The organism is Vreelandella piezotolerans, assembly GCF_012427705.1.
In the GTDB taxonomy this organism is placed as follows: Bacteria; Pseudomonadota; Gammaproteobacteria; order Pseudomonadales; family Halomonadaceae; genus Vreelandella; species Vreelandella piezotolerans.
The window spans coordinates 1,020,789-1,044,228 of record NZ_CP048602.1; the positions used below are offsets into that span (position 1 = coordinate 1,020,789).

Here is a 23,440-nt window from a genome sequence, read left to right on the forward strand (position 1 = left end):
GCTGCAGGTGGGCTAGACGTCGCGCAGCATCACGTCGAACAGCGTGTCGTCGCCACACCGGAACGAGCGCATCGTGGGGCGCAGCGCGCTCTCCAGCGTCTCGATGGGCGTCATTTGCAGGCCGGGCCTGCCGGAGCCGATCAGCAGCGGGGCTACCATCAGATGCAGTCGATCAACGCAGTATGCCTCGATGAATTGGGAAATGGTGACACCGCCGCCTTCTACCAGCACACGTGTGAGCCCACGTTCCGCCAGCAGCGTAATGACCTTCGCTGGGTCGAACTGGCCGTGGGCATTCAAGGCCAGCACGCAGTGCTCCGCGTGGCTGGGCGCAGTCGTCACGTCTGGCCCAGTAATGTGCAAGGTCTTGACCTCGCTGCTGCGAAACAGCGCAAGATGACCGGGCACGCGACCACGAGGGTCGAGGACGACTCGCGTCGGGTGGCGGCCAGTGACATGGCGAACGGTGAGCTGGGGGTTGTCGGCCGCTGCAGTACCCGCACCGACCACGACCGCATCGGCCAGCGCGCGCAGCCGATGCAAATGCACGATGCTTTCATGGCCGTTGATGTAATGGGAGTGGCCGCTTTCCGTGGCAATTCGCCCATCCAAACTCTGCCCCAGCTGGGCGACGACCCAGCGGGGTTGCAACGCCAGCGGCGTCAGGCAGTCCAAGGCTGTCTGGGCTTGGGGCGTGACGGCGTGCGGCGACTGCCACGCGCCGTCGCGGGTGACCGAAAGATCCGCCTTGATAGAGGTGCCGTCGCTTTGGGCGAGCAGCCACTGCCAAGCGGTATCGAGATCGATCGAATGGGATGTACTACTGGAGTCGGGCATGACGCCTCCACACTGAAAATAACCTCAGATCATGCGGGGCCATGTTGCCCAACGCAAGCAACCTTTGCCCATACCATTAGGCAACCTGGAGGCCTACATGTATCAAATTGAACGCGCCATTTTCGATATTCGTCGCGGTTTACCGGTCGTGATCAGCAGCGGTGAGCAGCGCCTTCTGGTCCAAGCGCTAGAGGGTAGCCGTTCGGTGGATACCCTGGCCCAGCTGGCGGGTGCGCGCCCTGCGCTGGTGCTCACGCGGCATCGTTTGGAGGCCATGGGCATGTCGCTGAGTGCAGAGGCCGCCTGCCTGCCGTTGGCAGAACACATTGGCGAGCGCGAGCTGCATCAACTGGCCGTGGCTGACGCTGGCAAAAAGCCCAGTGCGCTGTTGAGCGGCTTGAAACCCGCTGGCGTCGCCGAGCGCGGGGCAGTGGCCCTCATGCGCCGAGCACTGCTGATCCCTGCCGCGTTAACCGCTCTGGTGAGTGAGGATGCTCGCCACGACATTGACAAACATATTGCCCAAGGGCGGCTACTGGAGGTCAACGCTGACGATGCGCATAAGTGTTTGGCGGGTGCGCCGGGTATGCTAAAGCGGGTGAGCGAAGCCAATATTCCGTTGGAAGATGCCCCCAATAGTCGCTTCGTGCTGTTCCGTGAACCGGATGGTTTGCGTGAGCATGTGGCCGTGGTCATCGGCCAGCTCGATGATGTGCAGGGTCCGGTACCGCTGCGTATGCATTCGGCGTGTTTGACCGGTGATTTGTTTGGCAGTCTGCGCTGCGACTGCGGTGAGCAGTTGCGCAACGCCGTGGCGGATATTCAGGCCATGGGTGGCGGTGTGCTGCTCTACTTGGCCCAAGAGGGGCGCGGGATCGGCTTGGCGAACAAGCTGCGCGCCTACACGCTGCAAGATAGCGGACTGGACACCGTCGATGCCGATCAAGTGCTGGGCTTTGGCGACGACGAGCGCCAGTACGCCGTGGCGGTGGATATGCTGAACGCGTTGAGTATCGATCAAGTGCAGCTACTCACCAACAATCCGCTGAAAATGTCAGCCCTGAAAGAGGGCGGTATCGAAGTGGTGTCCCGCCAAGCGCTATATGGCAGCGTAACGGATCACAACCACCGCTACCTAAGTGCCAAAGCCAGCCGAGCGGGTCACTTTTTGGATGAGGTGCTCGAGAGTCGCAGCCGTTAACGCTTGCCCGCCGCTGGCGCTCCCAGTGGCGGTAGTCGAGCGGTTTCCACAATGACCTGAGCAAGCTGGTAGGCATAGTGGTGGACGAGCCGTTCACCCAGTGCGGCGTTAGCGTGGCTGGCATCTCCAGCCACGCCATGTTCACTCAAATCTTCCCCTAACCAAGCAAAGGCAGCGCTACCCTCGGGGCTGACCAGCGCGCCTTCCGCAGGCATGGCTGGAGCAGCAGGCGTATAGTCATCGAGAGTGACGAGTTGCGGTGCTAAGTGCTGCATCATCGCCGTCTCCAGCAGCCCGCCATGCAGTCCATAACGTAGCTCATCGGCATTCATGGCGCCCTCTAAAGGCGGCAATCGTGTATAGGTCGCTTTGACTACGCGCATGTGACAGCGCCGCCGAAGCGTGAGCGCGGCTAGATCCATCACCGCTTTATTCCCGCCGTGACTATTAATCAGCACGAGCTTACGAATGCCTGTACGGGCAATGCTCTCGCCGTACGCTTCCAGCGTGGCAATAGCCAGCGGTGCGGGCAGGCTCAATGTGCCTGCGAAGCTTGCATGCTCGTCGCTGGCCCCTACCGCGATGGCGGGTAGACACAGCACCTCGACATCCTTCGCCAGACGCTCGAGTTGTACCAGCATGTCGGCCTGCAGCCCTTCACCAATGATGAGGTCGGTGCCCAAGGGTAGGTGGGTGCCGTGCTGCTCGATGGCACCTAAGGTAATGACCGCGACCGGGTCGTGCTGGGCAAGGGCATTCAGTTGAGGGGCGGTCAAGTGTTGCCAATGATAAACCATAGCGTCTCGTTAGCGTTTGTGTCGTTGGGGAGAAGCGCTGGGGCGCAGTGTGTTAGGAGGTGAGCAGCGGGTGATCGCTACGACAGGCGTAGATGTCGCCTGAGGCGAGCTGCTCAGCGCCTTCGGCTAACCAAGAGGCCATCTCCTCCGGAGTTAACCAAGTAGCAAAGCGGAACTGACGTTGCTCGCCAGCGATGGCATTGAAACGGTAGTCGCCTAGCCGGTTGACCTCTGCCAGGCAGGCGTGAGTGACATCCAGCATGCCTGCCACGAACTCCATCGATAAAGCGGCTACCGGGCAGGAAAGACCTTGCAACACCTCCGCCTCGAACCCCTCTACGTCGATTTTGATAAAGCGGGGTTCGCCGAAACGTTCGATCAAGGCATCCAAGGTGGTCATCTCGACCTGTAGCGTCTCTTCCCAGCGCACCCGTTGAAAGCCAGCGTTGCGCTCGCCCACGTGGCGGCGCCATTCGGTGGCAAGCGTCGAAAGAGTAGGGTTACCGACGCTAATGGCAATCTCCGCATGACCTGGAGTGGGGCCAACCGCCAGCGGCAGCAGTGTAATGTGTGGGCTTTTTAGCAGCCGTTGAAACCATTTGGCCAGCGCTGGCTGGGGCTCCAAGGCGATGACCTGGGCACCCAGCGCTTGAAACGCGGCGCTGCGGTCGCCTAGGTGGGCGCCAATATCGAAAGCGATATCGCCGGGCACTAGAAAGGGCTGGTAGAGCCGCTTCAAACTGCGTTGCCGCCCAGGCCGCCAATAGATGAACAGGGAACGGGCCAAGCCGCTGGCGCTGCGAAGTTGCTGAAGCGTAGAGGGCATTTAATGGGGTTCCTTCGCGCGTGAAACGGTCGACGTTTGTGACGACTTTCCGGGTCTTAAGAGTTGGCAAGGCATGTCGCCATACAGCTCACTGGGGGGGATATTCAGCGTGAGGTCGCCGTCCATGTTCAGCGCTGCAGGGCTGCGTGCCGTCAGATCGGCAAAATCTTTGAGGAGCGCCGGTTTCAGGCTAATGCTAGGCGTATGCAGCAACCCTAGCCGATGGCTCACCACGCCCCCCCAGGTACCGCTACTGGAGTACTTTACCAACGGTGCGGCGGCCACGAGCCCGAGCCAAGCAGGGGTCAACCAGCCGAACGCCGAGGGTGAAAACAGCACCATCACGCCCGCCCACAGCGCACCGCATAGCGTCATCCATCCGGTATGCCGCCAGGTTTCACGCCAGCTCAACGAGCGCTCGCCGCGATGTTGGGTTTGCCAGTCAATGGCACGACCAATCAACACATTGATGATGAATAGGCTGTGCCACGCCATCATCAGCGGCGCAATGAGCGCGGCAAATACGATTTCGAGCAGCGTGCTGACCACCAATTTGAAGCGCCCGCCAAAGGCGTGGGGGCACTGGCAGAAGGACAGCAGTAGGCCGAGTAGTTTGGGGGCCATCAGCATGCCGAGCGTGGTGCTCAATAGCCACAGCGAGAGCGCCTTGGGCAAGACCGGCTCGGTCGCCCCATCGATGGCGTGGTAGCCCACCATCAGGCTGGTACACACCAGCAGCCCCAGCCAGACCAGCGACGACAAGTAAGCAAACGCGCCAAAAAAGAAATGCAGGCGACTGATGACGTGAAAGCCCGCGCCCGTCAACAGGCGCAGGTGCTGAAGATTGCCCTGGAGCCAGCGGCGGTCGCGCTTGGCGAAGTCGAGTAGGTTGCTGGGCATGGCTTCGAAACTGTTGCGCGAGGCGCTGGCGTGGGGGTCGCGCCGGGACAGCGCTGCCGTTGCCGACGTATCCAGTAGCACCTGCCAGCCGCCACGTCTCAACAGAGCCGCTTCCACAAAATCGTGGCTCAACAGCTCGCCCCCTAGCGGCGGTTTGCCGGAGAGCGTTGGCAACCCTGCGTGGGCCATGAAGGCGCGGGTGCGAATGATCGCATTGTGCCCCCAATAGTTGGCAGCGTCGCCCTGCCAAAAGCTTTGGCCCGCTGCCAGCATCGGGCTGTACAGCGCCGAGGCGAGCTGGGTAAAACGGCCAAACAGCGTGCGCTGGCCAACGGGAATGGGCACGGTTTGAATCAGGCCCACGGTGGGGTAGCGCTGCATTTGGTGCACCATGTGCAGCAGCGTATCGCCGCTCATCAGGCTGTCGGCATCCAGGACGATCATGTAGTCGTAGCGGCGGCCCCAGCGACGACAGAAGTCGGCAATATTGCCTGCTTTGCGCTCGTGGTTATTGGGACGACGGCGGTAGTGCACTGCCATCTGGCCAGCCATACGTTGCTGAAGCGCAGCCACGTGGGCGGCTTCTTCGTCGGCTTGGGTCGGGTCTTGGTTATCGCTGAGGATGAACACTTCGAAGTGCTGACCGATGACGCGGGCGGTGTCCTCGCCCTGTGTGCTTGGCTGTTGAAGCAGTGAGCGGCAAGTAGCCTCCAATCCGGCAATGGTGGGAATGGGCGGCTCGGCGTAAATCGGCATGACCAGCGCCGTCCGGCTGACCAAGCGACTGGCGGTCGGTCGCTCTGCCGTCAAGGGTTTGAGGCTAAGCGGGTCGAGACGCAGCGCACAGATCACAAAACCGCAAATGGCCCCCCAAAAAGCCAGCGCAATCCAGCTGAAGGTGAGGCCAAATAGCGTCAGCATGGCGATTTGCCAGCCCAGCGCGAGGTTGGTCACTACTTGCACCATGGCGGCGCAGCCCAGCAGGCTGGTACCAATGACCAGCGTGGCTAGCAGTGCGCGCCGAGCGTTGAGCCACGGTATGGACGGCATTAACGAAGGTGGATTACGCATTGGGATACCACACGTAGTTCCAGGTTTCGGTGACGGGCTCACCGTCTCTCATCAAACGCAAGCGTATATCGCTCGGCTGGGGGCTGGGTGGAAGCCTGAACGTGGCGCGTCGGCCGTGATGGGGGAGTACTTTGATTTGGGGCAGTAGCGCTTCGCCATCGCGCACGCTGATATCCAGTGAGAGCTCTGCATCGGCCGCTAACGTCTCTAACGCGCCGCCGCTAAAATCGACCACGAACTGGCGCTGCTCGGCGGATGGGGAGTCCGCTTCACCCGGTACGGCGGCGCTGCCATGCCGAGTGCGTATCACTTTTCCCAGTGCGTGGGCGTCGGGCTGCTCGTTCAAAGTGTAAGTGCGGTAGTGCAGGCGCCGAGAGTCACCGGCGTCGAGCGCATCTTCGGCGACCCAGTAAGCCACGATGTTGTCGTGGGTTTCGTCAGGGGTGGGTATTTCCACCAGCTCCACGTGACCTTTTCCCCATGCCTCCAGCGGCTCGACCCACTGGCTAGGGCGGCGATGGTAGTTGGCTTCCAGGTCCAAGTAGCGGTCGAAGCGACGTTCGCGCTGCATCAGGCCAAAGCCTTGTGGTGCATCATCGACGAAGCTCGACACACGGACCTCACTGGGGTTGCTCAGCGGTCGCCAGATCCACTCGCCGCTACCGGTGTGCATTAAAAGACCATCGGAGTCATGCACTTGAGGGCGAAAGTCATCTGGCCGCTGGGCGCTCGCTTCTCCAAAGGTGAACATACTGGTCAGTGGGGCGATGCCGACTTTTTCGATATCTTCCCGGGCAAAGATCTCGGCTTCTATGTCGGCTTCGGTGTGCGCCCCAGGGGTGAGCGTGAATCGGTAGGCACCGCTGAGCGACGGGCTATCCATCAGCGCCATGAGCGTGACGCTCTCGGCGTCGCTGTCTGGCGTGACTAGCCAAAACTCACGAAAGGCAGGGAATTCTTCGCCCTGGGACGAGGCGGTGTCGATCGCCAGCCCCCGGGTGGATAACCCGTAGGCTTGATGTTGGCCCACTAAACGAAAGTAGCTGGCGCCGAGAAAGACGGAGAATTCATCCGCATAGTCGGGATTATTGAGCGGATAGTGGAGACGAAATCCGGCGTGTCCGCTGCCGCTCAGGTCGTGCTCCAGCAGGTCGCTGGCGTCGCCATCGTAGCGAAAATCGTCGGTGGTGAAGTCGAGCGGGACGACCTCACCGTTTTCGACCAGATTGAGTGCCACCGGCGTTTGAAATAGAAACCCGCTGTGGAAGAGCTGTAGGCTAAAGGGGCTTTCCTCGCGCCAGTAGGCGCGCTCTGGGTTGAAGCGAATTTGTCGATAGCCATCGTAGTCAAGTGATCGTAGCGCTTCGGGCAACTGGGCGTCGGGAGCTGTATAGGGGGCAGCAGCTAATTGTTTGGCGCGTTCTATGACTTGTTGAAACACGGGATCTTCGCTGGCGGCAGCGGGAAGGGCAAGCATCCAACTCAGTGAGACGATCCATTTTGCAGCCGTTCGACAATCCATGGGCGAGTTCCTTTCGTGACCTGATAGAGTGGACAACACGTCATTGTGTGAAATGTTTAAACAAAACCTATACGCTTAGCAAGCTGTGTTAAAAATAGTGGTTTAACGGTTCAAGGCTCCAGGGCCTTCAATCGGTTATACCGCTGATGCTCTCCTCAACGCTACTGGTGAAATGAATGCGTCGTCTCCTCATTACGGCTTGTGCGCTGAATGTGCTGCTGGTGGCTCCGCTGTGGTGGCGCTTTGGCACGCTATCGCCCTTGATCGCCTGGGAAGCGTGGGTGATTGCCCCGGCCATGCTACTGCTACCGGCCGGTCGCTGGCGGCGCTGGTTGGGGAGCGGTGTCGTGAGCGCCCTGGCATTGGCAACGGCGACCAACCTTGGCGATGCCGCTACGCATACGGCGTTTGGCCGTTCGCTGAACCTTTATCTGGACGTGCCGCTCGTGCGCTCCATTTACCATTTACTAGTGGGTAATGTAGGCCAACTGGCGGCAATTTGCCTGATGTTGCTAGGCGGTGTACTGCTCATTGGCGTGCTGTGGCTCATGCTGCGCCTGCTACTGCCTGCTCGCCCTCCCACGCGCCGTGGTCGGGCGAGAAACGCGGCCGTCGTGTTGCTAGTGGTCAGTTCGAGTATGGCTCTGTTAGAGGTAAATCACTATCGCCTAGTTCCCCAGGCCGCACTGCCGATGGTCGCCACTGCCCGTTTTCAGTGGGAACAGGTGGTCGATACGCACCGCGCTCGGCAAGCGTTTACCGCGCAGTTGGAAGAGACGCCGATAGCGGCGCAGGTACTGCCAGGTTTGGCAGGGCGAAACGTACTACTGACGTTCATCGAGTCTTATGGTGTGTCTGCCCTGAAAGACCCTCGCTATAACCGCACACTGCTGCTCACCTTGGAAGACCTTAAGCGACGACTATCCCAGCGTGACCTGCACGTGGTATCGGGGTTGGTCGCATCGCCCATCCGCGGCGGACAGTCGTGGCTTGCCCATGCGACGACGCTAAGCGGGCGTTGGATAGACAATCAGCTTTGGTATCGACTGATGCTAGAGAGCGGCCACTCGACGATGATCGACGATTTTCGTGCCTCCGGGCAGCGCACGCTCAGCGTGATGCCTGCGATCACCCTGGCGTGGCCAGAGGGGCGTGCTTACGGCTTCGACCAAATCGTCGCCGCAAAAGACATGCCCTACGAAGGGCCGCCGCTCAACTGGGTCACCATGCCGGATCAATTTACGCTCGACTATACTCAGCGCGAGCTGCTGGGTAACTCACCTCTGTTCGCCCAGATCGCACTGATCTCGAGTCACGCTCCCTGGACACCCATTCTGCCCGTGCTGGAAAACTGGTCGCTGGTGGGCGATGGCAGTCTCTATGCCCCTTGGGAGAACGCGGGTGATCCGCCCGAGGTGATCTGGCGAGATTTGGAGCGCATTCGCGACCACTATGCGTGGTCGGTGGACTACGCTGTTAGCGTGGCAGGACGCTGGGCCGAGCGCGTGGCCAATGAACAGACGCTGCTCATCGTGCTGGGCGACCATCAGCCCGCCCCGTTGATTACCGGCGACGAAGCCAGTGCTGCCGTACCGGTACATATCATCAGCGGCGATCCAGCACTGCTGGACCCTTTCAAACGGCGTGGCTTCGTGGAGGGGATGCTGCCCCCCCTAGCGCACCCGCAGGAGGCGCCGAGGATGAGCCAACTTCGCCACTGGCTGCAGCAGGACTTTGGCCCCGCAGCAACATCAGCAAGGACGACACCATGATTCAACCGGTTATTTTGAGTGGCGGAAGCGGTACCCGGCTTTGGCCGCTCTCCCGCGAGCAGATGCCCAAGCAGTTTTTGCGTTTGACCGGCAAGCAGAGCCTGCTTCAACAGACGCTCACGCGTCTGGAGGGCTTGTCCACGCTGCCGCCGATCTTGATGGGCCACCACTCGCACCGTTTTTTGATGGCCGAACAGCTGCGTGAAATTCAGCATGAGGGGCAAATCGTTCTAGAGCCTGTGGGCCGCAATACCGCTCCTGCCATTGCCTGCGCCGCTCTGCTGGCGCGCCAGTCGGGCGAGGATCCACTGCTATTAGTACTGCCCGCCGACCACGTACTAGGCGATGTTGCCGCGTTTAAGCACAGCGTGCAGCGTGCCGAGCCGCTGGCGGAGCAGGGCTATTTAGTGACGTTTGGCGTGGTGCCGACGCATCCGGAAACGGGCTATGGCTATATTGCTTGCGGTGACGTTTTGGGCGAAGGCCACCATTTGGCCGCGTTTATTGAAAAACCGGTATTGGAGAAAGCCAAAGCGCTGCTGGCCCAGGGAGATACGCTGTGGAACAGCGGTATGTTCTTGCTGCGCGCCTCCCGTTATTTGGCGGAGCTCGAGCGGCTTGCGCCCGATATGTTGTCAGCCTGCCAAGAAGCCGTGGCGCGCACTCAAAGCGACCTCGATTTTTTACGCTTGGACGAACACGCCTTTCAGCGTTGCCCAAGCGAATCGATCGATTACGCGGTCATGGAGCACTGTGCCCAGGCGGCCGTGGTGCCTTTGGACGCTCAGTGGAGTGATATTGGCAGCTTCGATGCGCTGATGGCCACGCATACGCCTGATTCGGCAGACAATGTGGTGACCGGTGATGGCGTACTGAGCGATACACGTCGCTCGCTGGTAGTCGCAAACCACCGCTTGGTCGCCACGCTGGGCGTGGAAGACCTGATCGTCGTGGAAACCTCTGACAGTGTATTGGTGGCCCATCGCGACAAGGCGCAGGGCGTCAAGCAGCTCGTCGCAGCGCTGACCCAAGCAGGGCGCAGCGAGCCGCAGACATCGCCTCAAGTGCACCGCCCCTGGGGCAGTTTTCAAGCCATGGATAATGGAGATCGCTACCAGGTGAAGCACATTACCGTGCGCCCCGGTGGGCGGCTCTCGCTGCAGCGCCACCATCACCGTGCCGAACACTGGGTGGTGGTCAGCGGCACAGCCAAAGTAACCGTGGATGAACGTACGTACTTGGTCAGCGAGAACCAGTCCACCTATATTCCTATCGGCGCACTGCACCGCTTGGAGAACCCAGGCAAAATTCCACTGGAGTTGATCGAAGTGCAGTCTGGCAGCTACCTGGGCGAGGATGATATCGAGCGGCTGGATGACGTTTATGCTCGCCACCGCGACGAGTAATGAGCCGTCGTTACCAGAGCCAGCTACCCGGCCTTGCTGGGGGCTCGCCTTTTCGCACGGCTACCCATCCGATGATGCAGCGCACGCCTAGCCAGACCACGAGTAGTGGCCAGAGCAGCGTGCCGATGAAGATCAGGCTCAAGGTGAACGTGACGATGAAGTAGAGGCTGCCGATCCAGAACGTGCGGATCAAATAGCGGTAGTGCGCCTGTAGCCAGGGCGCCGCTTCTTTTCGATAGACATAGGCGATGATGACGCCGATCAGCAGGGTGATGTTGGCCGTGATCAGGCCTGCCAAATAGAGTGCGTAAATAATTTGTGGCGGACGCGTATCCTCTTTGGGGAGGTATCGTTCGGTCATGCCCATCCTCACTTAATAGAGACGGAAGTCGTTGGCGTTTGGCAGCCCTTGCTGCTCTTCCACCACCTTACGGTAGCGTTTGTACTCCCATTGATATTGGGCCGGGTCGAGGGCAATCGAGGCCTCGACGCTGGCATTCACACCGGTGGCCGAAACAGCGTCTTCCTCGCTATACACCCGCTCGTCGGCATCGAGAAAGTGGATCTCGAAGCCTTTGCCTGGAATGCGTAGGGCCACACCGGTCACTACCCGCGCCTGGGTGCGCGCCACCAGTTTGGGTAACAGCGTGGCGGTATAAGCATCGCGGCCATAAAAGGGGGCAAATATACCGCTGCCCCAGTCCGGTTCTTGGTCCGGCAAAATACCAATCGCTTCACTTCGCTTGAGCGCTTTGAGCAGCGCCGCCACGCCCCGTGGATTCGTGGGTACGAGCTTGGCGCCCATGCGCTCGCGGCCATGGCGAATGATCGGCTCTAGCTCGGCGATTTTGGGGGGCTCGTACATGGCCGTAAACGGAAAGTGGCTGGAGAGCCAAAAGTTCAGCACTTCCCAGTTGCCAAAATGGGGGGCGAGCACGATCACACCACGCCCTTCTGCTCGTGCGCTGTCCAGCTTGTCGCGCCCATGTACCCTTAAAATACTGGCTTCTACCTTCTCTGGCGGGGCCATCCAAGCGTGGCCGAGCTCCAGCATCGTTGCGGTCGAGTGCTGTAGGCTCTGCTTTGCCAAAGCGCGCCGCTGACTGACAGGCGTGTCGGGATAGACTTTTGCGAGGTTGATGTCGGTGACGCGTCGCTCGCGTTTGCTGAAGCGATATACCTGGGGGCCGACCATGGCCGCGATACGCCATAGCCAGCGTATCGGCCAGCGGGACAGTCCGCGCCAGAGCAGGACGATGGCGCGGGCGCGAGCCCGCGTCTCGGAGGGAGTTGCCTGTTCGGTCATGGATTACAGTAGCCAGCTATCGACATTGGAGGGCGCGCGTTTTTCCTGCAGCCCTTTGAAGCCCTTCACGCAGCGCACGATGAACCAGACGGCCAGCGCCAACAGCATGGGAAAACCAATGAGCACGAGCGTGAGCAGGGTGGCAATACTGCCATACAACAAGCCCATCCAGAACGTGCGAATTTGGTAGCGGTAGTGCTCTTCCAGCCAGTGAGGCCCTTTGCCACGGTACACATAGGCAATGATGACCCCGATCAGCGAGGTAAACCCAACCACGAAGCTGGCCAAGTACAGTGCGTAAATTACCATGGCCATGGTGGTGTCCGGGGAGGGGGAAGGCGCTGAGGATTCTTCCTGTGAGGCGTGGCGGTCGACCACTTCGCCTTCTAGCGGGGTGTCATCGCGCATGGGCGTTCCTTCTTCGATCGGTTCTATTCCAGCATCCAGCGGACACTTCGGCTGCGCGCTATGATAGCGTGGGCGCAGCGACTTATCACGCGCGGGCGGCCCACGATGTGGTCGCGCCTAACGCGCTGCCGGGCGACAAATTTCCAGCAGGTTGCCGTCGGGGTCGCGCAGGTAGAGCGATTCAATGGGGCCGCTAGCCCCTTGGCGGGGTACGGGGCCAAGCTCGACGTCGATGGCCAACGCATCCAGATGCTGCTTGAACTCGTCCAGCGGTAGCTGGCAGCGCAGGCATAAATCCAGACTGCCCGGCGTCGGCGTGGCGGAAATGGGCGCAATATCCGTGTCAGTTTGGTGCAGGCGCAGGGCGGTATCGCCCAGCAGGAGATCGACGCGCTGAGCGTCCCGGTAGCGTACGTCCAGGCCCAATACGCGAGAGTAGAAATCCACTGCGCGACCCATATCGGTCACGGTAACCACAAGATGATCCAGACCTGAGAGCATGCCTCTTTCCTTAAATACGAACGTCAAAACCAGAGAATACGATGATGCGACGCTGTCCGCTATGCCACGCGCAAGAGTCTGCGCTGTACCATCAAGACCGTCGCCGTGATTACTACCAGTGTGCCACGTGTGCGCTGGTGTTTGTGTCTAGTGAGCAGCATTTAAGCGCCGCCGCTGAAAAAGCCGAGTATGACCAGCACCAAAACTCGCCGCAGGATACGGGATATCGACGCTTTCTGGGGCGTTTATTCACGCCGCTGGCGGAAAAGCTGGCGCCTGGCGCAAAAGGGCTGGATTTTGGTTGCGGCCCGGGGCCGACGCTCTCGGTGATGTTCGAGGAAGCGGGTTTTGAGATGGACGTGTACGACATTTTTTACGCGCCCCATGCCGTGTCGCTCAGCCGCCAGTATGATTTCATCACCGCGACCGAGGTGGTCGAACACTTGGCGGCGCCGGGCGAGGTGTTGGGTGAGCGTATCGCGCAACTCGACCATGGCGGCTATCTTGGGCTGATGACCAAGCGAGTGACGAGCCAAGAAGCCTTCGCCCGTTGGCATTACATCAACGATCCCACCCATGTCAGTTTTTTTAGCGAAGCCACCTTTCGCTGGTGGGCGGCGAAAGAGAGGTTAACAGTCGAATTTGCTGGTAATGACGTGGTAATTTTTAGAAAACACTAATTTATTCAGTGTCGGAGCGAAAAAGCATTGACTTTGCGCCTCTGAAAGCAATAATTGCGCGCCCGTTTTCTTGCCTATTCGATGTGATGGCGTGTAAACGGCAACGATTCATCCATTGAGCAAGGTGAGGTAGGCATGTCGCGGCAACTGCTGGCCATGGCGCTAGCGCCCCTATTAGGGCTGTTTATTCTTGGTATTGGCAATGGCTTTTTGGCCACGCTGATTACCGTGCGCCTGGACGCTGCGGGCGAGTCGGCGACCATGATCGGTATCGTCTCGTCGGCCTATTTCATTGGCCTCGCCATCGGGGCCATGCTCAACGACCGCCTGCTGCTGCGCATTGGCCACATCCGCGCGTACGGCAGCTTTGCATCGCTGGTCGCGGTGACCGTGCTACTGCAGGGACTGTTCTTCGATCCTTGGGCGTGGTTTGCCCTACGGCTGATTGGCGGCTGGGCGACCGTTGGGGTCTACTTGGTCATCGAAAGCTGGCTGCTCACGGCGGGTGACCAGAAAGTACGTGGACGCCTGCTGGCGCTTTATATGATTTCGCTTTACGCGGCTGGGGTGCTTGGGCAGCTCATGCTGGGGGTCACCAGTGCGATGGGCGACACAGCACCCTTCATGGTGATTGGTCTGCTGGCATCGCTATCGGTGCTACCCATGGCGATGATTCCCCGCGTCTCGCCGCTCATCGAACACGCTGAACCGCTGCCGCCGCATCGTCTCATTACCATGACGCCTACCGGCGTTATGGGCAGCCTTGGCTCTGGTATGGTGGTGGCTGCGGCCTATACGCTGCTGCCACTTTATTTACAGCGCATTGGCATGAGCGTTAACCAAGTCGGTCAAATGATGGCTGTCGTAATTTTGGGGGCCATGCTGCTGCAGTACCCCATTGGCCGTTGGTCGGACCGCCACGACCGCCAAATGGTGCTGATCGGTATCAGTGCCTTCTGCGTGGTGATTTCGGCGGCCATGCTGTGGCTGCCGCTCTCTACGCCACTGCTCGCTGTGCTGCTCTTTTTGCTGGGCGGCGGCGTCTTTGCGCTCTACCCGGTGGCAGTGAGCCATGCCGCCGACCGCGCGCCTGCAGGTGCCTTGGTGCGGATGAGCCAGGGCCTTCTGTTGATCAACTCGATTGGGGCCACCGTCAGCCCGCTGATGATTTCGCCGGTAATGACGGCAATGGGCGATGCGGGCCTATTCTGGGCATTTGGCGCGCTCAGCCTGTTCTTCGTGTTTTTCTTTGGCTGGCGCCGCAGCGTGCGCCCGGCACCGGTGCCCGTGGCACCGTTCCATGCTACGACGCCGATGACCGCCGCAGGTGCTGAGCTGGTGGTCACCGAGGAGCTGGTGCAAGGGGCGCTCGAACACGAGCACCTAGAAGACCTATCTGATGTCGTACCCGAGGTCGACGTGGCCGAGCCGGTGGTAGGGCCGCCCCAGGCAGACGAGAGCCATATCACCTACTACGACGATGTCGAAACCGAGGTGCGCAAGTAAGACGTCAAGGTGGCTATCTGCTGAGACCTTGGGCTAATGGTGTTGAAGAAATAGGGAAACTACTATCGTCGATAGTGTTTTTACTATATCACCGCGTCTGCCTGAGGTTTTGCCATGAATGTTTATGCTGCGCCGGTCCGCGATCTGCGCTTTGTGCTCGAAGAGATGCTTGCGCATCGCTCCTTGTCGCTGCCGGGATTCGAAGAAGCCACGCCAGATCTCGTCGAGGCCGTTTTGGAAGAAGCTGCGAAGCTGGCTGGCGACGTCTGGGCTCCGCTCAACGGCACCGGCGACCGCCAAGGGGCCAAGCGCCAAACTGATGGCAGCGTCACCACTCCTGAAGGCTTTGCCGCCGCCTATCACGCCTACGTCGAAGGCGGCTGGAACGGCATTGGCGTGTCGGAATCGCTGGGCGGCCAGAACCTGCCCGAAGTGGTGGCCAGCGCGGTACAGGAGATGCTTCACGGCGCGAACATGGCTCTGGGGCTTTGCCCGATGCTCACCGCCGGTGCCATCGAAGCGCTGGCCCACCACGGTAGCAATGCTCTCAAAGCCATCTATCTACCCAAGCTGGTCGAAGGGACTTGGACCGGCACCATGAACCTCACCGAACCTCAAGCAGGGTCGGACCTCTCCAAAGTGCGTACCAAAGCCGTTCCAGAAGGCGAGCACTACCGCATCAGCGGCCAAAAGATCTACATCACCTGGGGCGAACACGACGCCGCTGAGAACATCATTCACCTCGTCCTTGCTCGCAAGCCCGATGCCCCGGAAGGCAATAAGGGCATTTCGCTGTTCCTGGTTCCCAAGTTTCTAGTGAACGACGACGGCTCGCTGGGTGAGCGTAACGACGTCACCTGCGCCTCCATCGAGCACAAGCTCGGCATTCACGGCTCGCCCACCTGCACGCTGAGCTTTGGGGAAAACGGCGGTGCCGTAGGCTACCTCGTCGGCGAGGAGGGGCGCGGGTTGAACCATATGTTCACCATGATGAACGAGGCGCGCCATAAAGTCGGGATCCAAGGCATTGGCGTGGCCGAGCGCGCCTGCCAGCACGCCTTGGCCTACGCGAATGACCGCACCCAGGGGCGTTCGCCCAAGCAGCGCGGCGGCAGCGAATGCACGATCAGCGACCACTTCGACGTGCGTCGAATGCTGCTCTCCATGCGCGCCCGCACCGACGCGCTGCGTGCACTGGCACTCTACTGTGCCGGACAGCTAGATATCGCTCGTCATGCAGAGAGCGAGGCCGAACGCCAAGCCGCCCAGGCCTGTGCCGATGTGCTGATTCCCATCGTCAAGAGCTTCTCGACGGACCAAGCGGTAGATATCGCGTCCATGGGCGTGCAGGTACACGGCGGCATGGGCTACGTGGAAGAGACCGGCGCTGCCCAGTTATTGCGGGATGCGCGCATTGCGCCTATCTATGAAGGCACCAACGGCATTCAAGCGCTGGACTTGGCTGGTCGCAAATTGCAGCGAGACGGCGGCGCGGCACTCTCGGCGCTGATCGATGACGTGCATAAAACGGCCGAAACGCTGCGGGGTGAAGCGTCGCTGGCCAGCATGGGCAGTGCACTCGCGGCAGGCGCTGACGACCTGCGCGTCGCCATGGCCTTGGTGCTGGAGCAGGGCCGCGACCCTGAGCACGGCCCCGATGCCGTACAGGCTTACGCGACGCCGCTGCTTAACTTGGCCGGGCACGTACTGTGCGCTTGGCAAATGGGCATTGCAGCGCTGCACGCCCAACAGGCTGTAAAAGGCGGCAGCGATGAGCCGTTTTACCGCACCAAGCTGTGCAGCGCCGAGTTTGCCATTCACCAATGGCTGCCGGTGGGCCGCGCCCACCGTGCCGTGATCGAGGCCGGCTGGCACTGTTTCAGCCAGTTTGACAGCCACCTTGCCCACTAGCCCCGCCGCCGCCTTTTAGGCGGCGGCGTTCATCAGGCATCGCCGATTGGCGAACGTCGCGCATACTAAGATCTTCAATAATAAAACCAAGAGTGCAGGAACCGATCATGACCTCCATCTTTGAACAAGACTTACCGCCAACCGCTGCCAACCATGTGCCGCTCTCGCCACTTACCTTTATCGAGCGCTCGGCGGCCATCTATCCCGATTATCCGGCTGTGGTGCATGGCACGACGCGCCGTACCTGGGCAGAGACCTGGACGCGCTGCCGAAGGCTTGCCTCGGCGCTGGAAAAGCGTGGCATTCAGCCAGGGCAGACGGTGGCCGCCATGCTGCCCAATATTCCCGCCATGTTCGAGGCGCACTTTGGCGTGCCGCTGGCGGGCTGCGTGCTGAATACGCTGAATATTCGTCTCGATGCCGACGCGATTGGCTACATGCTGGCCCACGGCGAAGCCAAAGCGATTCTAGTGGATCCTGAGTTTGCCGAGGTGATTCAGGCGGCGGTGGCCAAATTGGAAAGCAAGCCGCTGATCATCGACGTGGCCGACCCGGAATTCCTGGGCGAGACCCAAGGCATCGGCGAGCTGGAGTACGAGTCGCTGCTGGCCGAGGGAGATCCTGAGTACGCCTATCAACTGCCCAGCGACGAGTGGCAGGCCATTTCACTCAATTACACGTCGGGTACCACCGGTAAACCCAAAGGGGTGGTGTATCACCATCGCGGCGCCTACCTGAACGCGGTGAGTAACATTCTCGAGTGGGCCATGCCCCATCACCCTGTCTATCTCTGGACGCTGCCGATGTTCCACTGCAACGGCTGGTGTTTCCCCTGGACCATTGCCGCCAATGCCGGTGTCAGCGTGTGCCTACGCAAAGTCGACCCCAAACGCATCACCGACCTGATCGCCGAAGAGAGCGTCACCCACTTCAGCGGTGCGCCTATCGTGCTCAACGGGCTGGTCAACCTGCCCGCCGATCAAAAGCGGGTGTTCGATCATCCGGTGAAAGTGACCACCGCAGGGGCTGCGCCGCCCGCCTCGGTGATTGCTGGGGTGGAAAAGCTGGGCATCGAAGTGACCCACGTTTACGGGCTCACCGAGGTGTATGGCCCGGTGACCGTGTGCGCTTGGCGCGAGGCGTGGAACGAGCTGCCGCTGGAATCCCGTGCCAAAATCAAAGCCCGCCAAGGGGTGCGCTACCACATGCTGGAAGCGCTCTGCGTGGCCGACCCGGTGACGTTAGAACCGGTTGCAAAAGATGGCCGAACCATGGGCGAAATCTTGATGCGCGGCAACAACGTGATGAAGGGGTATCTCAAAAACGCCGAGGCGACGGAAAAAGCCCTGGAGGGCGGCTGGTACCACACGGGCGACTTGGCGGTATGGCATGCCGATGGCTATATCGAGATCAAAGACCGCTCGAAAGATATCATCATCTCCGGCGGTGAAAACATCTCTACCATCGAAGTGGAAGATGCCATTTACAGCCATCCCGCGGTGGAAGAGGCCGCCGTGGTCGCGAAGCCGGACGACAAGTGGGGCGAAACGCCCTGTGCGTTCGTCAAATTGAAAATAGGCTACGGCGAAGTCACCGAGGCGGATATTATCGCCCACTGCCGTAAGCATCTTGCGAGCTTTAAAGTGCCGAAAACGGTGGTGTTTAGCGAACTGCCGAAAACGTCCACGGGCAAAATTCAAAAATTCGTGCTGCGTGAAGAAGCCAAACAGCACCAGCCAGGGGAGTCGAAATGAGCGAACAACGGATTGGCGTCGTAGGCGCAGGCACCATGGGGCAGGGCATTGCCCAGGTGGTCGCGGCCAGTGGCTTTAACGTGCGGCTGTACGATGTCGCCGACGAGCAGCTCACCCGCGCCAAGAGCGCGATCGATAAAGGGTTCGAGAAGCTCGTTACCAAAGAGAAGATGACCGCTGAGGGCAAACAGGAGGCGCTGGCTCGGCTTTCGACCACCACGGCGCTAGATGCGCTTAGCGACTGCAGCGTGATTATCGAAGCTGCCCCCGAGCAGCCTGCGTTGAAAGAGAAACTGTTTCGCGATCTCAGCCATCTGAGCAGCGATGCCATTCTGGCCTCTAACACGTCTTCGCTGTCACTCACCCGCCTGGCCGCGGTGTGCGAGCGCCCTGAGCGGGTAGTGGGCATGCACTTCTTCAATCCGGTGCCGGTACTCAAGCTGGTGGAAGTGATTCGCGCCGAGCAGACCTCGGATGCCACCGTGGAGCGCATCGAAGCGCTGGCCAAAGCGTTGGGCAAAACCGCCGTGCCGGTAGGCGACGCGCCGGGCTTTGCCGTGAACCGCCTGCTGGTGCCGATGATCAACGAAGCCGCGTTTATCGTGCAGGAGGGCACCGCGACACCGGAAGCCATCGATGACGCCATGAAGCTAGGTGCCGCGCACCCCATGGGGCCGCTGGCGCTGGCGGATTTGATCGGCCTGGATGTGTGCTTGGCGATTATGGACGTGCTGCAGGAAGGCTTTGGCGACCCGAAATACCGCCCCTGCCCGCTGCTCAAACGCATGGTGGCCGCAGGCTACCTGGGGCGTAAGAGCGGCCGTGGGTTCTATATCTACGAGTAGCCAGCGGCTGGGTCGAAGCGCGACAAAAGAAGTGATTGCCACCCAACCAAGCGTTCGCTAGGGTTGAGTGGTTACCACTTCTACGCGCAATAACAATCAAGGAGCCACTATGAGCGACGCAGTGATCGAGAAGGTTGATAACGACGGCGTGGTGCGCCTGACCATCAATCGCCCCAAAGCCTTGAACGCGTTGAACAGCGACGTGCTCAGCGCCTTGGAAGCGCATTTGGTCGAACTCGAAGCGCACCCCAGCCTGCGGGCGGTGTTGATTACCGGTGCTGGAGAAAAATCCTTTGTAGCCGGAGCCGATATCACCGAAATGCGTGATAAAACTCCCGAAGAGGCCCGCGCCTTTGCCAGCCAAGCGCTGCGTACCATCAAGCGTCTTGAAACGCTGCCCGTGCCGGTGGTCGCGCTGGTCAACGGGTTTTGCCTTGGCGGCGGCTGCGAACTGGCGCTGGCCTGTGACTGGGCCGTCGCCAGCGACAACGCCGTCTTCGGCCAGCCGGAAGTCTTGTTAGGCGTCATTCCTGGCTTTGGCGGCACCCAGCGTCTGCCGCGTCGTGTCGGCCCCGCCATGGCGATCGATCTGGTTACCACCGGGCGCAAAATCGATGCCCAGGAAGCGCTGCGCATTGGCCTCGTGAACCGCGTGATGCCCCAGGCCGAGCTTGAGAGCTATGTCGAAGAGCTCACCAAGCAGCTGAAGGGCAACGGCCCGCAGTCGGTCCGCGGTGCCAAACAAGCCGTCCACGACGGCATGGACCAGGATCTCGATAGCGCCCTGGCCCTGGAAACCAGCCTATTCGCCTTCTGCTTTGCAGGCCAAGAGCAGAAAGAGGGCATGAGCGCCTTTGTCGAGAAGCGCAAACCCAACTTCTAAGTTTTCTTTTTCGTGTTTGGTTCATTTAAGGGGTGGCGTTTGCGTCATCCCTTATTTTATTCTCAGGCTTACGATTTTTTGATAAGCCGGAGTCATCGCGATGGAGTGGGTTGCCTTTCTTCTCGCCGCGCTGGGGTTTGCCTATTTACCCGGACCGGCGATGTTGTACACCGCTGCGCAAACGCTGGGACGCGGTCGGCGCGCAGGCTGGTTGGCGGTGACTGGCGTGCATTTAGGCTGCTACGTGCATGTGGTGGCTGCCGCTTTTGGTTTGGCTCTACTGTTCGCCGCCATTCCGCCTGCCTATCTTGCGATGAAGGTCATCGGTGGCATTTATTTACTTTGGATGGGGGTGCGCTTATGGCAACAAGGTATCCGGACGAACGCTGAGGAGCTGCCGCTCGCGACCACCAGACGGGTACTGCGCGATAGCTTTTTAGTGGAGGTACTGAACCCTAAAACGGCGCTCTTCTTTGTGGCCTTTTTGCCGCAATTTGTGCAGCCCGACAGCGCCATGCCGGTGGCATGGCAGCTCCTTTGGTTAGGCATTGCTACCAACGTTTTGTTCTCATCAGCGGATGTGGTGGTAGTGCTGTTAGCCAGCCCACTGCGTGCATGTCTGCAAACGTCTCACGGCTCTTCCAAGCTGATTCAGCGAATGGGAGGCGGTGTGTTGATGGGACTCGGAGGGAATACGCTGGTCCAGGCGGCACGGTAGGGCCATTCATTGTTATGTTCAACGTAAGGAGCGCAGCATGTTAGACCTATATATCGCTAACAAGAACTACTCTTCCTGGTCGCTGCGCCCTTGGGTGTTGCTGAAGGCGCTGGAGATCCCCTTTAACGAGCACTTGATGCCTTTCGAGGGTGGCTTTGGGGAGAGCCTCGCGACGTTCAAGCGCTTTTCACCGTCTGGCTTGGTGCCATGCCTAGTGGATAGCGAGCACAGTGTGGCCGTATGGGACTCGCTGGCGATTGTGGAGTATGTGGCGGAAACACACTCCAACGTATGGCCTCGGGCACGTGCTGCGCGGGCGTGGGCACGCTCTGCCAGTGCTGAGATGCACAGTGGCTTTGGCGCGCTGCGGGATGAATGCTCCATGAACTGCGGCGTTCGCGTGACAATGAACGCGCTCTCTCCAGGGCTGAAAAGTAATTTGGCCCGGTTGGATGCGCTGTGGCAAGAAGGGCTCGAGCATTTTGGCGGCCCGTTTCTGGCAGGCGAGCACTTTACTGCGGTGGATGCGTTTTACGCCCCTGTTGCGTTTCGGATACAAACCTTCAACCTGCCGCTAAGCGATGCCTCACTTGCCTATGTAAAGCGCCTATTGGCACTACCCGCCATGCAGGAGTGGTACGAGGCTGCCTTAAAAGAGACGTGGCGCGAGCCGATGCATGAAGAGGAAACGGTGAAAAACGCCACGCTCATTAGCGATGAACGCAGCGCCGCAGGAGAGCCATAAATCCGCTACACTGCGCGCCACTTCTTTTTCGAACGAGACCTTCGCCATGGCGCTGAGCGCTACCCCTTATAAAGTCGACGTTAACCTGACCGACCTGGACCGCAGCGTTTTCGAAACGCTGCGCTTTACGGTGGCTCGCCACCCCTCCGAAACGGAAGAACGTTTATGCGCTCGGCTGATTGCTTATGTCCTATGGTACAGCGAATCGCTGGCATTTGGACGTGGGTTATCGGATGTCGACGAACCCGCCTTATGGGAAAAAAGCCTGGATGGCCGAGTGCTGCACTGGATCGAGGTCGGTCTACCCGACGCCGAGCGTTTGATCTGGTGCTCGCGCCGCGCTGAGCGGGTGTCCCTGCTGGCGTATGGCCGCGTCGATATCTGGGAGAGTAAGGTGCTACCGGCCGTTGCCTCACTGAAAAATGTTCACGTCGCAGGGTTGCCGCAAGAGGCGCTGGCCACCGTTGCTGCAGATCTTCCCCGTGCGATTAATTGGGCCGTCATGGTTAGCGACGGTTCGCTGTTCATCACCGATGAAAATGGCCAGCATGAGATCACCCCGCAGTGGCTATTGCGGGAGCGTTGAAGCATCTTGTGCTAAGTTTTGATGGTCGGGCGGTGGGTCTGCCCGCCATGAAAGGGACTTCTTTTGGGCACGGTGGATGCGACAAAGCAATGTAGCTTGCTATCTAATTGTGTAATTACATACAATCAGCAATGTTTGTTGTTCCCCTGTGTCCCTGACTACCTGCTTCAGCACTCAACTCAAGGAATGAGCCATGATGCCCTCTGTTCTATGTTCCCGCGTTGCCCGTGGTAACGCCCCTGTTCATCAGAAAAAGCGCTACGCAGGAGGTCTCCGTAAAGCCATCCTGCCGCTGGTGCTGCCTATGACCCTGCTGCCCGCCGTGGCGCCCGCCGACGACAGTGCGCTGTCCATCAAGTTCGAAAACGATGGGTTTGCCAGCAGTGATGATGGTCACTTTACCAGCGGTTTCGAGCTGAACTGGATGTTTACCCCCGAGCCGCAAAGCTGGACCCAGCGTTTGGCTGTGGCGTTACCCGATAGCCTGATTGGCGAAGCGGATCGCGCCTCGTATCGCTTGGTACATCAAATTTACACTCCCAATGTGATCGAGCGCCGCGACTTGATCGAAGACGACCGCCCCTATGCGGGGTTAGTGTACGGGGGCGTGTCGCTTTACGAGGATAAAGCGGTAGGCCGCTGGCAGCAGGCGACGGATCTGCATCTAGACGTTGGTTTGGTGGGGCCTTCATCACTGGCAGACAGTATTCAGCGCGAAGTGCACCGCGTGACCGACAGCGACCGTCCGCGCGGTTGGCGTAACCAGCTGGGTGACGAGGCCATCCTCAACCTGACCATGCGCCGCCAGTGGTGGCATGATGCGCCATTGGCCGGCAAGCAGTTTTCTCATGGGCCAAGCGTTGGCGCGGCGCTGGGTAATTTGTATACCTACGCCAGCGCGGGTTATAGCGTGCGTTGGGGGGACGATGCGCAGGGAGTGCCGACGCTAACGCCCAATCCTGGCAGCCGCCATCAGCTCGAGGGCACCCGCGGGTGGCAGTGGTACCTGTTTGCGAACGTGGAAGGGTACTACATGGCGCAAAACCTGACGCTCGATGGCAACACTTTCCGCAACAGCCACTCGGTCGATCGCAACGAATGGGTGGCCGAGGCGTCTGCCGGGTTGGCACTGGCCTGGGATGCGTGGCAGGTGACCTACGCGGCCGTTCAGCGGACCCGAGAATTCGATGGGCAAGACGAGCAGGATAAATTTGGCGCACTAACACTCACCAGACGCTTTTAAGACCTTCATCGATAGCCGGTGG

General features: G+C 60.0%; 22 protein-coding genes. 13 read left to right on the forward strand and 9 right to left on the reverse strand.

Annotated features, from left to right (window positions below; translation table 11 throughout):
* Nucleotides 1-12 precede the first annotated feature (12 nt).
* Nucleotides 13-837, reverse strand: coding sequence for a RibD family protein (locus GYM47_RS18335; protein ID WP_153842457.1), 825 nt, complete (start codon nucleotides 835-837; stop codon nucleotides 13-15).
* Nucleotides 838-934: 97 nt separating this feature from the next.
* On the opposite strand from GYM47_RS18335, the gene ribA reads away from it, so the two are divergent.
* Nucleotides 935-2,038 (forward strand): GTP cyclohydrolase II RibA, encoded by a 1,104-nt coding sequence (gene ribA, locus GYM47_RS04730; RefSeq protein WP_139525317.1) that lies wholly within the window; start codon nucleotides 935-937, stop codon nucleotides 2,036-2,038.
* On the opposite strand, the gene GYM47_RS04735 is transcribed toward ribA, so the two are convergent.
* From GYM47_RS04735 to GYM47_RS04750, 4 genes are read right to left on the reverse strand one after another with little or no spacing between them, the layout of a single operon-like run.
* Nucleotides 2,035-2,835 (reverse strand): creatininase family protein, encoded by an 801-nt coding sequence (locus GYM47_RS04735; protein WP_153842274.1) that lies wholly within the window; start codon nucleotides 2,833-2,835, stop codon nucleotides 2,035-2,037. The two genes, ribA and GYM47_RS04735, sit on opposite strands and share 4 nt — an antisense overlap.
* Before the next feature lie 52 nt (nucleotides 2,836-2,887).
* Nucleotides 2,888-3,661 (reverse strand): FkbM family methyltransferase, encoded by a 774-nt coding sequence (locus GYM47_RS04740; protein ID WP_153842275.1) that lies wholly within the window; start codon nucleotides 3,659-3,661, stop codon nucleotides 2,888-2,890.
* Nucleotides 3,662-5,632 carry a glucans biosynthesis glucosyltransferase MdoH gene (gene mdoH, locus GYM47_RS04745; protein WP_153842276.1) on the reverse strand — a complete coding sequence of 657 codons (1,971 nt, stop codon included), beginning with the start codon at nucleotides 5,630-5,632 and terminating at the stop codon, nucleotides 3,662-3,664.
* A complete protein-coding gene (locus GYM47_RS04750; RefSeq protein WP_153842277.1) occupies nucleotides 5,625-7,154 on the reverse strand; it encodes an OpgD/OpgG family glucan biosynthesis protein in 1,530 nt (509 codons plus the stop codon). Before GYM47_RS04750 ends, mdoH begins: the two co-directional genes overlap by 8 nt.
* 176 nt (nucleotides 7,155-7,330) lie before the next feature.
* Here GYM47_RS04750 and GYM47_RS04755 point away from each other — a divergent pair, with 176 nt between their 5' ends.
* A complete protein-coding gene (locus GYM47_RS04755; RefSeq protein WP_153842278.1) occupies nucleotides 7,331-8,926 on the forward strand; it encodes an alkaline phosphatase family protein in 1,596 nt (531 codons plus the stop codon).
* On the forward strand, nucleotides 8,923-10,332 hold the full coding sequence (locus GYM47_RS04760; protein WP_153842279.1) for a mannose-1-phosphate guanylyltransferase/mannose-6-phosphate isomerase: 1,410 nt from the start codon (nucleotides 8,923-8,925) through the stop codon (nucleotides 10,330-10,332). Before GYM47_RS04755 ends, GYM47_RS04760 begins: the two co-directional genes overlap by 4 nt.
* A gap of 10 nt (nucleotides 10,333-10,342) precedes the next feature.
* On the opposite strand, the gene GYM47_RS04765 is transcribed toward GYM47_RS04760, so the two are convergent.
* The 4 genes from GYM47_RS04765 to GYM47_RS04780 form a co-directional block, all read right to left on the reverse strand.
* The gene (locus GYM47_RS04765; RefSeq protein WP_139525324.1) at nucleotides 10,343-10,693 is read right to left on the reverse strand and encodes a DUF4870 family protein; all 351 of its coding nucleotides are present in this window, start codon (nucleotides 10,691-10,693) and stop codon (nucleotides 10,343-10,345) included.
* Between the two features lie 12 nt (nucleotides 10,694-10,705).
* A complete protein-coding gene (locus GYM47_RS04770; protein ID WP_153842280.1) occupies nucleotides 10,706-11,638 on the reverse strand; it encodes a lysophospholipid acyltransferase family protein in 933 nt (310 codons plus the stop codon).
* Nucleotides 11,639-11,641: 3 nt separating this feature from the next.
* The gene (locus tag GYM47_RS04775; RefSeq protein ID WP_153842281.1) at nucleotides 11,642-12,046 is read right to left on the reverse strand and encodes a DUF4870 family protein; all 405 of its coding nucleotides are present in this window, start codon (nucleotides 12,044-12,046) and stop codon (nucleotides 11,642-11,644) included.
* A gap of 117 nt (nucleotides 12,047-12,163) precedes the next feature.
* A complete protein-coding gene (locus GYM47_RS04780) occupies nucleotides 12,164-12,547 on the reverse strand; it encodes a VOC family protein (protein WP_153842282.1) in 384 nt (127 codons plus the stop codon).
* Nucleotides 12,548-12,588: 41 nt separating this feature from the next.
* Here GYM47_RS04780 and GYM47_RS04785 point away from each other — a divergent pair, with 41 nt between their 5' ends.
* From GYM47_RS04785 to GYM47_RS04830, 10 genes are all read left to right on the forward strand, one after another.
* Entirely contained in the window at nucleotides 12,589-13,227 is a 639-nt protein-coding gene (locus tag GYM47_RS04785; RefSeq protein WP_153842283.1) for a class I SAM-dependent methyltransferase, read from the forward strand.
* A 135-nt stretch (nucleotides 13,228-13,362) separates the two neighbouring features.
* A complete protein-coding gene (locus GYM47_RS04790; protein WP_153842284.1) occupies nucleotides 13,363-14,733 on the forward strand; it encodes an MFS transporter in 1,371 nt (456 codons plus the stop codon).
* A gap of 114 nt (nucleotides 14,734-14,847) precedes the next feature.
* On the forward strand, nucleotides 14,848-16,644 hold the full coding sequence (locus tag GYM47_RS04795) for an acyl-CoA dehydrogenase (RefSeq protein WP_153842285.1): 1,797 nt from the start codon (nucleotides 14,848-14,850) through the stop codon (nucleotides 16,642-16,644).
* A 107-nt stretch (nucleotides 16,645-16,751) separates the two neighbouring features.
* On the forward strand, nucleotides 16,752-18,398 hold the full coding sequence (locus GYM47_RS04800) for an acyl-CoA synthetase (protein ID WP_153842286.1): 1,647 nt from the start codon (nucleotides 16,752-16,754) through the stop codon (nucleotides 18,396-18,398).
* Nucleotides 18,395-19,243: a 3-hydroxybutyryl-CoA dehydrogenase gene (locus tag GYM47_RS04805; RefSeq protein WP_153842287.1), complete on the forward strand. Its 849-nt coding sequence runs from the start codon at nucleotides 18,395-18,397 to the stop codon at nucleotides 19,241-19,243. Before GYM47_RS04800 ends, GYM47_RS04805 begins: the two co-directional genes overlap by 4 nt.
* A gap of 109 nt (nucleotides 19,244-19,352) precedes the next feature.
* Nucleotides 19,353-20,126: an enoyl-CoA hydratase/isomerase family protein gene (locus tag GYM47_RS04810; RefSeq protein WP_139525333.1), complete on the forward strand. Its 774-nt coding sequence runs from the start codon at nucleotides 19,353-19,355 to the stop codon at nucleotides 20,124-20,126.
* 100 nt (nucleotides 20,127-20,226) lie between these two features.
* Nucleotides 20,227-20,844: a LysE family translocator gene (locus GYM47_RS04815; protein WP_153842288.1), complete on the forward strand. Its 618-nt coding sequence runs from the start codon at nucleotides 20,227-20,229 to the stop codon at nucleotides 20,842-20,844.
* Nucleotides 20,845-20,881: 37 nt separating this feature from the next.
* Nucleotides 20,882-21,589 carry a glutathione S-transferase family protein gene (locus tag GYM47_RS04820; protein WP_153842289.1) on the forward strand — a complete coding sequence of 236 codons (708 nt, stop codon included), beginning with the start codon at nucleotides 20,882-20,884 and terminating at the stop codon, nucleotides 21,587-21,589.
* A gap of 46 nt (nucleotides 21,590-21,635) precedes the next feature.
* Nucleotides 21,636-22,175 carry a YaeQ family protein gene (locus tag GYM47_RS04825; protein WP_153842458.1) on the forward strand — a complete coding sequence of 180 codons (540 nt, stop codon included), beginning with the start codon at nucleotides 21,636-21,638 and terminating at the stop codon, nucleotides 22,173-22,175.
* A 304-nt stretch (nucleotides 22,176-22,479) separates the two neighbouring features.
* Complete coding sequence (locus GYM47_RS04830; RefSeq protein ID WP_231125531.1) at nucleotides 22,480-23,418, forward strand: lipid A deacylase LpxR family protein; 939 nt, start codon at nucleotides 22,480-22,482, stop codon at nucleotides 23,416-23,418.
* Nucleotides 23,419-23,440 lie beyond the last annotated feature (22 nt).